This window comes from Herminiimonas glaciei, from assembly GCF_042664955.1.
Lineage (GTDB): Bacteria > Pseudomonadota > Gammaproteobacteria > Burkholderiales > Burkholderiaceae_D > Oxalicibacterium > Oxalicibacterium glaciei.
Map to the genome: position 1 here is coordinate 80,287 of NZ_JBHTBU010000001.1, position 14,811 is coordinate 95,097.

The 14,811-nt window shown below is 51.0% G+C and carries 15 protein-coding genes and 1 other RNA gene; 7 read left to right on the forward strand and 9 right to left on the reverse strand.

Going from position 1 to position 14,811, the window contains the following annotated elements; all coding sequences use genetic code 11:
- Window positions 1-113: 113 nt before the first annotated feature.
- Entirely contained in the window at window positions 114-341 is a 228-nt protein-coding gene (locus tag ACFQPC_RS00385; RefSeq protein WP_382269694.1) for a BPSL0761 family protein, read from the reverse strand.
- 61 nt (window positions 342-402) lie between these two features.
- A complete protein-coding gene (locus tag ACFQPC_RS00390) occupies window positions 403-1,149 on the reverse strand; it encodes a hypothetical protein (RefSeq protein WP_382269695.1) in 747 nt (248 codons plus the stop codon).
- Window positions 1,150-1,371: 222 nt separating this feature from the next.
- Between ACFQPC_RS00390 and ACFQPC_RS00395 the strand changes: the two genes are divergently transcribed.
- Both ACFQPC_RS00395 and ACFQPC_RS00400 read left to right on the forward strand, forming a co-directional pair.
- On the forward strand, window positions 1,372-1,665 hold the full coding sequence (locus tag ACFQPC_RS00395) for a transposase (protein ID WP_382269696.1): 294 nt from the start codon (window positions 1,372-1,374) through the stop codon (window positions 1,663-1,665).
- Window positions 1,662-2,528 carry an IS3 family transposase gene (locus ACFQPC_RS00400; RefSeq protein WP_382269697.1) on the forward strand — a complete coding sequence of 289 codons (867 nt, stop codon included), beginning with the start codon at window positions 1,662-1,664 and terminating at the stop codon, window positions 2,526-2,528. Before ACFQPC_RS00395 ends, ACFQPC_RS00400 begins: the two co-directional genes overlap by 4 nt.
- On the opposite strand, the gene ACFQPC_RS00405 is transcribed toward ACFQPC_RS00400, so the two are convergent.
- Together ACFQPC_RS00405 and ACFQPC_RS00410 are read right to left on the reverse strand one after the other, a co-directional pair.
- Entirely contained in the window at window positions 2,525-3,175 is a 651-nt protein-coding gene (locus ACFQPC_RS00405; protein ID WP_382269698.1) for a TniQ family protein, read from the reverse strand. The genes ACFQPC_RS00400 and ACFQPC_RS00405 overlap by 4 nt on opposite strands.
- Window positions 3,176-3,179: 4 nt before the next feature.
- The gene (locus tag ACFQPC_RS00410; RefSeq protein WP_382269699.1) at window positions 3,180-3,962 is read right to left on the reverse strand and encodes a TniB family NTP-binding protein; all 783 of its coding nucleotides are present in this window, start codon (window positions 3,960-3,962) and stop codon (window positions 3,180-3,182) included.
- Here ACFQPC_RS00410 and ACFQPC_RS00415 point away from each other — a divergent pair.
- Window positions 3,961-4,251: a hypothetical protein gene (locus ACFQPC_RS00415; RefSeq protein WP_382269700.1), complete on the forward strand. Its 291-nt coding sequence runs from the start codon at window positions 3,961-3,963 to the stop codon at window positions 4,249-4,251. The genes ACFQPC_RS00410 and ACFQPC_RS00415 overlap by 2 nt on opposite strands.
- Before the next feature lie 721 nt (window positions 4,252-4,972).
- On the opposite strand, the gene ssrA is transcribed toward ACFQPC_RS00415, so the two are convergent.
- The 5 genes from ssrA to ACFQPC_RS00440 form a co-directional block, all read right to left on the reverse strand.
- Window positions 4,973-5,334: a transfer-messenger RNA gene (gene ssrA / locus ACFQPC_RS00420) on the reverse strand.
- Between the two features lie 62 nt (window positions 5,335-5,396).
- Window positions 5,397-6,056 carry an HAD family hydrolase gene (locus ACFQPC_RS00425; protein WP_012080530.1) on the reverse strand — a complete coding sequence of 220 codons (660 nt, stop codon included), beginning with the start codon at window positions 6,054-6,056 and terminating at the stop codon, window positions 5,397-5,399.
- 66 nt (window positions 6,057-6,122) lie between these two features.
- Window positions 6,123-6,818, reverse strand: a complete 696-nt coding sequence (gene ubiG / locus ACFQPC_RS00430) for a bifunctional 2-polyprenyl-6-hydroxyphenol methylase/3-demethylubiquinol 3-O-methyltransferase UbiG (RefSeq protein ID WP_382269701.1) — start codon at window positions 6,816-6,818, stop codon at window positions 6,123-6,125.
- Window positions 6,819-6,915: 97 nt separating this feature from the next.
- The gene (ompA, locus tag ACFQPC_RS00435) at window positions 6,916-7,536 is read right to left on the reverse strand and encodes an outer membrane protein OmpA (protein ID WP_382269702.1); all 621 of its coding nucleotides are present in this window, start codon (window positions 7,534-7,536) and stop codon (window positions 6,916-6,918) included.
- Between the two features lie 316 nt (window positions 7,537-7,852).
- Window positions 7,853-8,521 carry an OmpA family protein gene (locus tag ACFQPC_RS00440; RefSeq protein WP_382269703.1) on the reverse strand — a complete coding sequence of 223 codons (669 nt, stop codon included), beginning with the start codon at window positions 8,519-8,521 and terminating at the stop codon, window positions 7,853-7,855.
- Window positions 8,522-8,776: 255 nt separating this feature from the next.
- Between ACFQPC_RS00440 and gyrA the strand changes: the two genes are divergently transcribed.
- The 4 genes from gyrA to hisC all read left to right on the forward strand — a co-directional run bounded on the left by gyrA (window position 8,777) and on the right by hisC (window position 14,778).
- Window positions 8,777-11,398 (forward strand): DNA gyrase subunit A, encoded by a 2,622-nt coding sequence (gene gyrA / locus ACFQPC_RS00445; protein ID WP_012080526.1) that lies wholly within the window; start codon window positions 8,777-8,779, stop codon window positions 11,396-11,398.
- Window positions 11,398-12,489: a 3-phosphoserine/phosphohydroxythreonine transaminase gene (serC, locus tag ACFQPC_RS00450; protein ID WP_382269704.1), complete on the forward strand. Its 1,092-nt coding sequence runs from the start codon at window positions 11,398-11,400 to the stop codon at window positions 12,487-12,489. The genes gyrA and serC overlap by 1 nt, the downstream gene beginning before the upstream one ends.
- A 33-nt stretch (window positions 12,490-12,522) precedes the next feature.
- The gene (pheA, locus tag ACFQPC_RS00455) at window positions 12,523-13,599 is read left to right on the forward strand and encodes a prephenate dehydratase (protein WP_382269705.1); all 1,077 of its coding nucleotides are present in this window, start codon (window positions 12,523-12,525) and stop codon (window positions 13,597-13,599) included.
- Window positions 13,600-13,671: 72 nt separating this feature from the next.
- A complete protein-coding gene (gene hisC, locus ACFQPC_RS00460) occupies window positions 13,672-14,778 on the forward strand; it encodes a histidinol-phosphate transaminase (RefSeq protein ID WP_382269706.1) in 1,107 nt (368 codons plus the stop codon).
- The last annotated feature ends 33 nt before the right edge of the window (window positions 14,779-14,811 follow it).

A 14,811-nucleotide genomic window follows, 5' to 3' on the forward strand; every position in this document is an offset into this window, starting at 1 on the left:
ATCGAGAATCGGCTCAAATTATCGAGAATCGGCTCAAATTATCGAGAATCGGCTCAAATTATCGAGAATCGGCTCAAAATATCGAGAATCGGCTCAAAATATCGGGAATCGGCTCAAATTTTTGAGAATGCAGAAGGCTCGAGCAAAGGACTCGTGGCTGCACCCCGGACTGCACTATCCGCTATCGCTTGCAGTTCTGAGTTATTCGGGTAGTGTTTTCTAATGTGTGAGGCGAGGAGACGTGCGGGTTCCGGAACCTCTGAGTTGATGCTGTCTAGTAAATAATCTAACAAATCATTTGCAAGAATAAGAGAGCAGGTGCGTTCGTAAGGTGTGGTCATATCGTTAATCTGAGAAATTTTATCTGTAGATGGCAGAACTATTTGCGTAAATAGTTAATAACTATATTGTTGAACTCAGCAGAGACAGCTCGTTGCTTGTTATCCAAAAATCATTCAGACGATAAGGAGGTCGCCATTCCGCGAAAGGAATAACGGAGTCAAGAAGACGCCCAAACAGATTCGCATATGCTCGTTCGGGATGTGCCTTTGCAAATGCAGTCTCCGAAACTCTGACGGCATCACTGCTTTTCGGCAGGCCGCTTTGTATGCAGGCTGTGCGTATATGGTCGAGTACTTGACCTACATCGTGCATGTCCACGAGATAGTAAGAGTTACGATAGCCACTCACATCATGCAAAATCTTATTTTCTACTAGACGCTCAGTTAAACCAGGCACACCAAAACGTACATCCATCTCATGGAAGGTATAAAACATCGCCAGCCGGCTTTTCGCATCCATGACTTGGTCGGCATCAAAATTATGCTCTGCTTGTGGCAACGTCACATATTTCTTCTTTAATAACCAATCCCATTCATTTTGAGAACACTCTAAAAATGACCGCACCTCTTTAACAGTTGCAAGCTGCGGAGGTCGTAAATCATAAAATTCTGCTGCAGTTTTTCTATTTAGGTTAACGCTGCCACCGCCCAAAACGAGACGTATGTTTAAAGGAAGAAACGCGCTTGCCATTACGAATTTTTTTAGTGGCATCGTTGCAATCTCATAAGGGAGGTAAGGCATACGATGCGCGACGTGTTCTATTAAGTTCTCATGCAATTTTTCTGCATCGATTATGCCGTCATCCATTGAAGCGATGATGCGATTTAAAGCCCGCCTACGAGAGGCAACAGACATAATGGAAAATTGTTTGATTGTCCAATCTTCCCATATGAAGTCAATAACGCTAAACGAACATATTTGGGCAATTCCAAAAAGCGACTCTGCGTTTTCAACACATATATCGTGGTCTGTCCCGGTCTAGGTGGACACTAACTTAAGGTGGATAATGCCCACCCAGGAGTTATGTTTATGACCAAGACCAGACGTACTTATCCCGAATCATTCAAGCGAGATGCTGTTGAGCAGGTGCTTGCCGGCACGCCATTGCGTCATGTTGCGCATGCGCTTGATATCACCGAAGCACTGTTGGGCAAATGGAAACGGCAGTTTCAAGATGTTGGACCCGATGCCTTTCCGGGGCGTGGTAAGCAGAGCGGCGAAGCGGCTCAACTTAAGCGCCTTCGCGATGACCTAGCCCGCGTTACCATGGAGCGCGACATCTTAAAAAAAGCGCTCGCCATCTTCTCGCAACCCACGAAGTGAAGTTTCGGGCCATTGAGGCCCTGACTGAACGTTATCCGGTCGCTCCGATGTGTGTGCTGTTCCGGGTTTCCCGTAGCGGCTATTACGCATGGCTGCGTCGGAAGCCTTCGATGCGAGAGATGGCTAACCGCAAGTTGCTTCGCGAAATACGGCTGGTGCATGCCGAAGTCAATGGGATATACGGACACCGCCGAATCCATGCAGAGTTGATGGCACAAGGCCTGCCATGTGGCCGTCACCGGGTTGCGCGTCTGATGCAACAAGGCGGCATCAGAGTGCGTTCACGCAAGCGTTGGACGCCTGCCACTGGCGGTAAGCATGTTCTGCCAGTGGCCCCCAATCTGCTGGAAAGACAATTCGGTGCGGCATGCATCAACCAACGCTGGGTGTCGGATATGACATATATCCGTACTGGTGAAGGATGGCTTTACTTGGCAGTGGTGCTGGACCTGTACTCACGCTCAGTGGTGGGCTGGGCGATGCATCATCGCATGCAACAGGAACTCGTTCATGCTGCATTGACGATGGCGGTAGCACGACGCAAACCAACGGGTGAAGTTCTATTACATTCTGACCGTGGCAGCCAGTACTGTGCATTTGATTACCAGAACCTACTCAAGCGTCATGGCATCGTCCCCAGTCACTCCAGAGCAGGTAATTGTTGGGACAATGCAGCTATGGAAAGCTTCTTCCGTTCACTCAAGGCAGAGCGGGTGTACTTGACCCGATACGGGAGCTATGACGAAGCGCGTTCAGACGTGTTTGACTACATTCGGTTTTACAATCATCATCGCCGCCATTCGACATTAGGATATTTGACCCCAACGGAATTCGAGCAACGCCAATCAGCACTCAGTGCTTAACCTTGTGTCCATTGCGACCGGGACAGACCATCGTCTGCAATCTTAATTCGGTATGGTGCTAGTGCAGAAAAGTATTCTGAAAGCGTTACTTCTTGGTCGCTCACTTGCTCTGTTGGTATGTACCTTAAGTCTCTTTTGCAATGAGAGCAAAGTGTCATAGGAGTTCGAGCGTGGCTCAATGGCTTTTTACAATCAGGACAAATATCGATTAGAGCAATTTTATGAAGCGCACACACTGTCACACCGGAGAGGTCCCAGGCTTCTCTCAAATATCCATGCTCTTCAAGACATTTTGGGCAAATCTGCGCACGCTCTTCCATTAATGCATCGAGTGGTAGTGATGTACCTTGAACGTTAAAATAACGTCCCGCAGCTGAATTAATAGTTTTCCATTTACTTTGCATTAACTCGCCTTCATCAATGTTTGCGAGTTTCGCGATTGCTGCAACAACTTCACTTTTTGACACTATTGAAGGTCGTATGAACAATGGCGTATTCGTATAATCAGAAATAAGTTTTTTAATGATGCGTAGAGAGCTGTATCCATTTAACTCTCCTAAACGTAATAAGTAGCCGAGCACGGATTCGTCTCGATAACGAAGGGCTGATACGACAAGAGCAGAACGGGTTGGAAAGTCGGGTTTCAATTATTCAACCTTTGTGCTGAAGGCGACCTACGATGTCCATCATGGTTTTGTCGTCGGCAGCAAAAACGTCAATTAACCGCGTTCCTTCAACACTTTTTAAGTGTTGAAGGCGTTCTTCCCCTGAGCGAGAAAAATTTTTCCAAGCCATAGAAAAATGTTTCATTTTTAGTTGTGAATCCCCAGCTTGGCGTGCTCTAGACTCTGCCTGCCTAACGATTTGAGAGATAACACCAACGAGACCGTTAGAAGCTGCCAATAGGCGACCGAACCAAACATTTTCAGTGCCCAGAGCAATGGGGTCGACAAATTTGAGCCTGCCCCCTAAGACATTACAAAACGTTCTAAGAATTTCGATGTCAGTCTTGTTTGATGCTCGATAAGGTCCCAAAATTAATTTTCCACGAAATCGACGTGCCAGCTCGTCGCTTTCGGCCACTAAGTCGTCGACGCTTTTAACTCCAGAAAACACTACACAAAGACCGTCATCAATTAAAGACTTTCCGAGTTGAGTAAGTCCTAATCTGGCTCCGTCACTACGGGCTTCCGTAAGATGATGAGGTTCATCAAAAATAAGTAATTTAACCCCAGCCGCCGCAAGTAAATCTCTGGTTCTATATCGCAATTCTTTCTCTGTGCCGATTCGATGAGCGGGGTCACCCAGCGCACGTAGCACACCGATGTACACATCTATTAACTTTGCGCGCTCAACAAGATGGACATATAGAACAGGATGCTGAAAGCCATTAGGCGTGCCGAATTTTGGATAGCGGCGACATAATTCTTTCATGACTGTACTTTTAGCCTCCCAAGATTTCCTGTACGTCGACCTCACTGAAGAGTTGAGCCGGGAGGAATCCGCAATTTGGAAGGACACGATGGGAGAGCTCGATGTACTACAGGCGCCGACCGAGGATGTGCAGTACTTCGGAAGAAAAGGTCACGAGTTTCCAATGCCTTTCAACTTTGGCGGACCGAAATTCTACGAGTACGAGTCTGGCACCGCAATGAACCGAGCCGAGCGACGCAGGATGGCGCGTGAAGCCCGGAAAAAATCCAAGAAGGCAAACAATATCTGACGTTCACGGGGCATAACCTATAAATTTATAGGCTCAGATGTGTCTAGTAAACCCTGGTAACTCCATTTAGAGGATTTTTCAGGAAATGATTGAAAAACTGGATATCGGTAGCCGGTCAGCAAAGCCATCGCTGAAGACGCGTATGCGCTTATTTAAGCGGCGGTAGGCTGATACTGCTGCCAAATCGAATAGTGAAAACGTGCTGGTCGTCTGGAACGATGCCAACTTGTCGGCTTCATTTTTGAAGCACTGGCAGTCAAGATGGAATGAGGGTTCAATATTCGTTTCGAGATACTAAGTTGGAAACTGAATACTTGTGACAGCTTTAAACAGCTGGAGCTTACTTATATTGGCGGTGGGTAACTGAGGTAACAGGGTAACATTTGGCTGAGCATTGATATGCTAAGAACGAATGTTTCGAAAGTAAATTGGTTGTATTAAAACAGGTCTTTTTGTTTTAATTCAAATTGATGCGAAACATCAACTAGATAGAGTAGTGAAGTAGCACAGACACCCGTCGGATACGAGAACGGGAAACTCTGGCAAGCGCCAGAAAGTTGTCGCAAATTTGTCGCAAACGCTAGACCAAAATAAACCACTCCAGACCAAAAGCAAATGAGGGGATAAAATTGCGTTTTATCCTAAGTTAATGATTCCATTAACTATTTCTTGTCTGCGGTGGTCTGCAGTGGTTTCCCGAAAGTTGCTTTCAGAGGTATATTGGTGGAGACGGCGGGAATCGAACCCGCGTCCAGAAGCACTCTACAGACAGTTCTACATACTTAGCGCTGCCATTTGATTTAACCCGGACGACGCGGACGCGCACGCTTCGGACAGGCGAGTCACCTATTATTTAACGTCTTGCCAAGTGACCCGGCACGACGCGATTCCTTGTATATGACTTCACTGCTGTTGCCAGCCCGCCCCAAGGAAGAAACGGTGTGAAGCTAACCGGTTATTAAGCGGCTAGTGCGTACGAGTTATCGTTTGCAGTTATTACTTTTCTGGTTGTATTTACGAGGTGACCAGTCCTCGGTATGCCCTGCGCTGCTTTGCAACCCCTGTCGAAACCAGGTCGCCCCCAAGCATTGCCATTGTATCTCATTAGATGGGGTGATTCACCGCAGATTCAAGTGAGCCTGTATTTACCGATTAATCAACGTAAATAATTGCTCCGGAGATTCTGCCAGGGCATCGGCATTCCAGCTGGCCGGTGCAATATTGCCACAATAGCCCCAGCCGGCAGCGATGGTGGTCATGCCGGCAGCCTGGCCGGCCTGGATGTCACGCAAATCATCGCCGACATACCAGCAGTGCTCAGGATCGATGCCGATGCGCTTGGCAGCTTCGAACAAGGGTGCCGGGTGCGGTTTTGGATGGCTGGCGGTGTCACCGGAGATGACGCAGGCGGCATGATCGAGGCCGATCTGCGGTACCAGGCGATCAGTGAGGTAGCTGACCTTATTGGTAACGATGCCCCAGACGATGCCTTCTGCCTGCAGTTGCGCCAGCAGCTCGGTGACGCCATCGAACAAACGGCTTTCTACCGCAATCGATTGTTCGTAATTCTTCAGGAATGCGTCGCGCAATTCCGGGTACTCCGCATCTTGCGGCGTCAGGCCGAAGGCTGCACCTATCAGGCCGCGTGCACCGGCGGAAGCAGTAGGGCGCAACAGTTCATAGTCGGTCGGTTCCAGGCCGCGGGCGATGCGTAATTGATTGACTGCTCCGGCCAGGTCGGGCGCGGTGTCCGCAAGTGTACCGTCGAGGTCAAACAGGATGGCTTGTGGCGTACGTAGTTTCATGCGGGCTCTGTACAGGTAAGGAAAGTCAGGCCTGCCAAAGTGACAGGCCTGGCGGTAGACCGAAGATCAGGCGGGTTTGGTGCAGGCGACCAGATAGTTGACGCTGGTGTCCTGGTTTAGCGAATAAATCTTGGTCAATGGATTGTAGCCCATGCCTTTGAGTGCATCGATATCGAGGCCAGATTCACGCGCGAAACGTGACAATTCCGCCGGAGTGATGAACTTGGCGTAGTCGTGCGTACCTTTGGGCAGCATGCGCAGCAAGTATTCTGCGCCTATGACTGCATGCAGGTATGCCTTCGGATTGCGGTTGATGGTCGAGAAGAATACCTTGCCACCAGGCTTGGCGAGTTTGGTGCACGCAGCAACGATGGCTGCCGGATCAGGCACATGTTCCAGCATTTCCATGCAGGTCACGACATCAAAGCGACCGGCTTCACGTTCGGCCAGGTCTTCTGCTGCGATCAGTTCATAGCGTACCTGTACGCCGGATTCCAGGCTGTGCAGGTCAGCTACTTTCAGTGCTTTTTCTGACAGGTCGATGCCGGTGACATTGGCACCGCTCTTGGCCATGGATTCGGCCAGGATGCCGCCGCCACACCCGATATCGACGACAGTTTTGCCTGCCAATGGTGCACGACCATTGATCCAGCCGAGTCGCAGCGGATTGATTTCATGCAGTGGACGAAATTCTGATGTTGGATCCCACCATTGATGGGCCAAATCGCTAAATTTTTTCAGTTCTAAAGGATCGGCGTTCATGGGCTAAATGATAACTGGAAAGTGCTGCGAGCGTACTTGTTTGCATAGGCGAAAAAAAACCCCGCCGGAGCGGGGTTTAGATTTCGCAAGAAACGAATTATTTGCGTGTGCCAACAACTTCGATTTCTACGCGACGGTTTTGTGCGCGACCAGCAGCTGTTTTGTTAGTAGCAACTGGTTGTTTTTCGCCTTTGCCTTCGGTGTAAACACGTTTCGCATCAACGCCTTTGCCAACCAGGTAAGCTTTAACAGCTTCTGCGCGGCGAACCGACAGTTTTTGGTTGTATGCATCGGAACCGACCGAGTCAGTGTGACCAACAGCAATGATAACTTCCAGATTCAAGCCGTTGAGCTTGGAGGTCAGGTCGTCCAGTTTAGCTTTGCCTTCTGGTTTCAACACTGCTTTGTCGAAATCAAAGAATGCGTCAGCAGCGAAAGTTACTTTTTCCGAGGTTGGAACTGGAACAACTGCTGGAGCTGGTGTAGCTGGAGCAGGTGCTGCAGCAGCAACCAATGCACCGTCGCAACCAGGAACCGAATCAGCCGGTGTCCAGTAGCCAGTGTGCCAGCACAGACCGGTCGAATTGCGAACGATCGTACCGTTGGTAGCTTGAGCATAAGCGCTGTTAGGTGTGCTTGCTTTGATGTCGGTCTGTGCTTGAGCAGACATTGCGACAATCGCGGACGCAGCGAAGACGAGTTTTGCTAATTTATTCATATTTCTTTCTCCTCTCGAGTGAGATATCCGCAGACTAAACTGCGCAAAATTACGTGAATGACATCGGAAATGGATATTAACACGCGCTTCAACAACCACATGAAACAAATTGTTCGCATGCAATGGTTTAACTTGACTCCATTCTGCCACACCACGCCACTACAACGAACGATTGCTAAATCGACTAATTAACGTTTTTTCCAAAGCGTTGTGTTTAAACAACGCTTGCTAAGAAATATTTCCCCTGGCAAAACATTGACCTTTGGACATCAAAAACGTTCATGTTTTTGAGAAATCTTTAATAAAAAGCACTCTTTTATTTCGGCAAGTTATGCATTTCTATCAAAACGCGCCGATTTGGTGCTAAACATGCAACTAATTTGGTGCGGTTTAATTTTGCGTCACATTCCTTGACTGGCTGGCTGGCACCGACGCCGGCGACCTTCATATTGACCGTCACGCCCTTTTTCTTTAGATAGTCGGCCACTGCGGCGGCACGTTTTTCCGATAAGGCCTGGTTGGCGCGGGCATTGCCCAGCAGATCGGTGTATCCGGTAATGGTCATGCCGCTGGCACCATTGCATGCGGTCAACTTCGGCAAGACATCGTGGTCGATGCGATTTTTGGCCGCTCTATTTAATACTGCCTGGTTCAGCCCGAAAGTCTGGTCGCTTTCCAGTGCAATAGTGAAATCACAAGAATTTGCCGCAATGGCGGCTGGTGCCACCTTGCCGTCCAGATGGCTGGCCACTTCCGGCGCGGTCGGGTTCGGGATCGGGGATGCCAGTGCACCGTCGCAGCCGGCTATTGCATCGCCCGGCGTCCATGCGCCGGAACGCCAGCACAGGCCGAAGGCGCTGCGCGTCACGACGCCGCGGCTATCCTGGGTGTATGCATTGTTTGACGGGACCTGAATATCGGTTTGCGCGGCGACGTAGGACGAGGAGGCGCCAAGCAGCAAGCCAAGGACCACTTTGTTGATCATGTTTTTCTCTTGTTAATTAGATGAGGGCTGAAAAAATAGGCATATTTTTGACAGTCAGCATTTAAACATATTTTCTTCAGGCGACGTGGCTGCAATGGTCACCGAGGCGAAAGCGCGCGGATTGCCGAAAGCGGGGAGGGGAAGCCTCTGCCGTGTTAAAATCTTACGATTTGCCGGATCGCCCGTAACTAAGCTTTACCGCTCAAGCGATTCTTCATTATTAAAACCCCTAGCCAAAGACCAGACGAACCGCCAATGGATCAATTCGCTAAAGAAACAATCCCTATTTCACTCGAAGAAGAGATGCGCAAGAGTTACCTCGATTACGCGATGAGCGTGATCGTAGGCCGCGCCTTGCCCGATGTGCGCGACGGCTTGAAGCCGGTGCATCGCCGGGTCTTGTTTGCCATGCATGAGATGAACAATGTGTGGAACCGTCCGTTCGTAAAATGCGCACGTGTAGTCGGTGAAACCATGGGTAAATACCACCCGCACGGTGACGCGTCGATTTACGACACGCTGGTGCGGATGGCGCAGCCATTTTCCTTGCGTTACATGCTGGTCGACGGCCAGGGTAACTTCGGTTCCATCGACGGCGATAACGCTGCAGCTATGCGTTATACCGAGTGCCGCCTGGACAAGATTGCCGGAGAGTTGCTGGCTGATCTGGACAAGGAAACGGTCGATTTCGTACCGAACTATGACGGCAAGGAAAAAGAGCCATCGGTACTGCCGACGCGCATTCCCAACCTGCTGATCAATGGCTCGTCCGGTATTGCGGTCGGTATGGCGACGAATATCCCGCCACACAATATTACTGAAGTCATCGATGGTGCCTTGCACGTCTTGCGTAATGCGGATGCGACGGTCGATGAATTGATCGAAATCATTCCGGCACCGGATTTCCCGACGGGCGGCATCATTTATGGTGTATCCGGCGTGCGCGATGGTTATCGCACCGGTCGTGGTCGCGTCGTGATGCGCGCGAAGACCCACTTCGAAGAATTCGGCAAGGAAAACCGTGCCGCGATCATCGTCGACGAGTTGCCGTACCAGGTAAACAAAAAATCGCTGCTGGAACGTATCGCGGAATTGGTACGTGACAAGAAGCTCGACGGTATTTCCGACATCCGCGATGAATCCGATAAATCGGGTATGCGCGTCGTGATCGAACTGAAACGCAATGAAGTGCCGGAAGTCGTGCTGAACAATCTGTACAAACAGACCCAGCTGCAAGACACCTTCGGTATGAATATGGTTGCACTGGTTGATGGCCAGCCTAAGTTGCTGAACCTGAAGCAGATGCTGGAATGCTTCCTGTCGCATCGCCGTGAAGTGGTGACGCGCCGGACCATATTTGAATTGCGCAAGGCGCGCGAACGCGGCCATGTACTGGAAGGTTTGGCAGTTGCATTGGCAAACATCGATGATTTCATTGCAATCATCAAAGCCGCACCGACACCGCCAGTCGCAAAAGTTGATTTGATGTCGCGTGCCTGGGATTCGTCCGTGGTGCGTGAAATGCTGGCGCGTACCGGTGAAGAAGGCGTCGGCGGCGTGAATGCCTTCCGTCCGGAAAACCTACCCAAGCACTATGGCATCCAGGCTGACGGCTTGTACAAATTGTCCGATGACCAGGCGCAGGAAATTTTGCAGATGCGTCTGCAACGCCTGACCGGTCTGGAACAAGACAAGATCGTTAATGAATATAAGGAAGTCATGGAGCAGATCGCTGATTTGCTCGACATCCTGGCCAAACCGGAACGTGTCACCGTCATCATTACCGATGAACTGACCGTGGCTAAAAACGAATACGGCATCGGCAATAAAGATGAACGTCGTTCGACCATCGAACTGAACGCTACCGACCTCGGTACCGAAGACCTGATCACACCGCAGGATATGGTCGTGACCCTGTCGCATACCGGTTATATGAAAGCGCAGCCGATTTCCGAATACCGTGCTCAGAAGCGCGGTGGTCGCGGCAAGCAGGCGATGGCGACCAAGGATGACGACTGGATCGACCAACTCTTCATCGCCAATACACATGATTACATCCTGTGCTTCAGCAATCGTGGTCGTCTGTACTGGTTGAAAGTATGGGAAGTGCCGCAGGGTTCGCGTAACTCGCGCGGCAAGCCTATCGTCAATATGTTCCCGCTGCAAGATGGCGAAAAAATCACCGTGATCCTGCCGATCTCCGGCGAGAACCGTACTTTCCCTGAAGACCATTACATCTTCATGGCGACCAGCCTCGGCACCGTGAAGAAAACTTCACTCAGCGATTTCAGCAATCCACGCAAGGCTGGCATTATCGCGGTCGACCTGGATGATGGTGACTTCCTGATCGGTGCTGCGCTGACCGACGGCAAGCATGACGTCATGCTGTTCTCGGATTCCGGCAAGGCAGTGCGCTTTGATGAAAACGATGTGCGTCCTATGGGCCGTACGGCACGTGGCGTGCGCGGTATGAACCTGGAAGAAGGTCAACAGGTTATCGCTTTGCTGGTCGCTGAAAACGAACAGCAGTCGGTTTTGACGGCAACTGAAAATGGCTTCGGCAAACGTACGCCGATCACCGAGTACACCCGTCATGGCCGCGGCACCAAGGGCATGATTGCGATCCAGACCAGTGAACGTAACGGCAAAGTTGTCGCTGCGACCCTGGTTGATGCCAGCGATGAAATCATGTTGATCACCACCGGTGGCGTACTGATACGTACCCGTGTGGCGGAAATTCGCGAGATGGGTCGCGCGACCCAAGGTGTGACCCTGATTGCAGTCGAAGACGGCACCAAGCTGAGCGGGCTGCAACGCATACTTGAATCAGATGTAGAAGTAGATGACGATCAATCCGGTACGGAGGAAGCAGAATAATGAAGCGTGTGTATAACTTTTCGCCGGGTCCGGCTGCATTGCCGCAAGAAGTGATCAAGCAGGCAGCAGAGGAAATGACAAACTGGAGAGGTAGCGGTTTGTCAGTGATGGAGATGAGCCATCGCGGGCGGGAATTTACGGAAATCCTGGCAACAACCAAAGCTGATTTGCGCTCCTTGTTGTCGATTCCTGATAATTACAAAGTGCTGTTGATGCAAGGTGGTGCAATTGCAGAAAACGCGATCGTGCCGATGAACCTGGTTGGCCATAAAGCGCAACCTGCGACTATCGACTTCGTCAACACCGGCCACTGGTCGAGCAAGACGATAGAAGAAGCGCACAAGTACGCGAAGGTGAATGTAGCTGCTTCGTCCGAAGACAAGAACTTCACTTATGTGCCTGCACGCGATACCTGGAAGCTGACACCTGACGCTGCCTACGTACATATCTGCACCAACGAAACTATCGGTGGCGTCGAATTCGACTTCACGCCTGACGTTGGTAACGTACCTTTGGTCGCGGACATGTCGTCGAATATCCTGTCGCGTGAAATCGATATTTCCAAGTACGCGGTGATCTATGCCGGCGCACAAAAGAATATCGGCCCGGCCGGTGTAACGATTGTTATCGTGCGTGATGACATGCTGGGCCATGCATTGCCTATTTGCCCATCCGCGTTCGACTGGAAGCAAGTGGCTGAACATGATTCGATGTTCAATACGCCGCCGACCTATCCTATTTATATTGCCGGCCTGACCTTCCAATGGATGAAACGCCAGGGTGGTGTGGCTGCGATGGAGCAGGTCAATATCGCGAAAGCGAAATTGATGTATGACTACCTGGATTCGACTGGCTTCTACCTGAACAATGTCCCTGCCGCGAATCGCTCGCGCATGAACGTACCGTTCTTCCTGAAGGATGAGTCGCTGAACGGCAAGTTCATTACCGAAGCGGACGCACAAGGGCTGGTACAACTCAAAGGTCATAGCTCGGTCGGCGGCATGCGTGCGTCGATCTATAACGCGATGCCGATTGAAGGTGTGCAGGCTTTGGTCGCATTCATGAAAGACTTCGAGAAAAAGTACGGCTGATTTTTATTCAAATAAAAGATTGTTTGCATAACTATGACGACCGACGACAAGCTCAAACCACTGCGTGAACAGATCGATGCGATCGATGCGCAAATTCTCGATTTACTGAACCGGCGCGCACGCGTCGCTCAGGAAGTCGGCCACGTCAAGGCGGAGACCAATGCACCGGTCTTCCGTCCGGAACGCGAAGCGCAGGTATTGCGCAGCGTGGCAGAACGTAATCCGGGGCCTTTGCTCAACACGGATATCCAGACCGTATTCCGCGAAGTGATGTCGGCTTGCCGCGCGCTGGAAAAACGCGTGACGGTCGCTTACCTGGGACCGGTCGGCACTTTCAGCGAGCAGGCGGTGTATCAGCAATTCGGCCGCGCCGTCGATGCGATGCCATGTGCATCCATCGATGAAGTATTCCGTGCGACCGAAGCCGGTACTGCTGATTTCGGTGTTGTACCGATTGAGAATTCGTCGGAAGGCGTGATCAATCGCACGCTGGATTTGTTGCTGCAAACCACACTGACCATCAGCGGTGAAGTGTCGATCCAGGTGAATCACAGCCTGATGACGCGTACCGGTTCGATGACAGGTGTAAAGACTATCTGTGCGCATTCGCAGGCATTGGCGCAATGCCAGGTCTGGTTGAATCAAAATTACCCGAACATTGAACGCATGGCAGTTGCTTCCAATGGTGAAGCGGCTCGCCTCGCCGGCGAAGATCCGAGCATTGCTGCGATTGCCAGCGAAATCGCCGGGCAAAAATACAATCTGCAAGTCATCAAGGCGCACATCCAGGACGATCCGCATAACCGTACACGCTTTGCTGTCATCGGCCGCTTACAAACTTCGGCCAGTGGCAAGGATCAAACCTCGCTGGTCCTGTCGGTACCGAACAAGGCAGGCGCGGTCTATAACTTGCTGGCGCCTTTGGCCAAGCACGGCGTCTCGATGACACGTTTTGAATCGCGTCCTGCACGCATGGGTACGTGGGAATATTATTTCTACGTTGATGTGGAAGGCCACTTGCAAGACGCCAAGGTGGAAAATGCCTTGAAAGAACTAAAAGACAACGCAGCATTCTTCAAAGTGCTGGGTTCGTATCCATTCAGTTTGTAATCGGTTGTGCCTGGGCGGACGTCCCTGCGATGTCCAGTCCTGTCCCTGACGTGATTTATTTTGGAATCTGCTATGTCAATCAAGTTTGGTCCTGACTACGTTCGTGCGATTGCGCCTTACCAGGGCGGTCGCCCGATTGCTGAAGTCGCGCGTGAATTCGGCCTCGATGAAGCAAAAATCGTCAAACTCGCTTCGAATGAAAATCCGCTCGGCATGCCCGAGTCCGCCAAGCAGGCGATGGCCGCCGCGATTGCAGATGCCGGTCGCTATCCGGATGGCAATGGCTTCGAATTAAAAGCTGCGTTGACTGCCAAGTACGGTGTGCCGGCGGAATGGATTACGCTGGGTAATGGCAGCAACGATATCCTCGAACTGTCGGCGCATGCATTTGTGCAGCCGGGGCAGTCAGTGATTTACGCGCAATACTCATTTGCCGTCTATCCATTGGCGGCGCAAGCTGTCGGTGCTCGTTCGCTGGTAATTGCCGCGAAAGATTTTGGTCACGACCTGGATGCGATGGCGGATGCGATAGAAGCTGATACGCGTTTGATCTTTGTCGCGAATCCAAACAATCCAACAGGTACCTTTATCCCGGGCGACCAGATTGAATCCTTCCTCAAGCGTGTGCCGCCTGAAGTCGTGGTGGTGCTGGATGAAGCCTATACCGAATTCCTTGCGCCGGAACAGCAATACGATTCGATAGCCTGGGTTGCCAAGTATCCGAATCTGCTGGTGTCGCGCTCCATGTCCAAAGTCTACGGCCTGGCAGGCTTGCGTATCGGTTACGGCATCGCGCAAGCGGGCATTACCGATTTGCTCAATCGCATACGCCAGCCTTTCAATGTGAATTCACTGGCGCAAGCCGCTGCGATTGCTGCATTGAATGACCATGCTTTTGTACAAAAAAGTGCGCAATTGAATGCAGCCGGTTACCGTCAGCTGACACAGGCTTTCGATGCGCTGAAGCTGCGCTATTTGCCGTCTTCCGGTAACTTCGTCATGGTCAAAGTCGGTGACGACGATGGCGCCGGTGCGCGCGTCAACCTGGCTTTGCTGAAGCAGGGCGTGATCGTGCGTCCGGTCGGTAACTATGGTTTGCCGCAATGGTTGCGCATTTCCATCGGACTGGAAGAGGAAAATACGATCTTCATCGCCGCGCTGAAAAAAGCCCTGGCCTGATTTTGTACTGAACCGATCAACTTTAATCCCTAC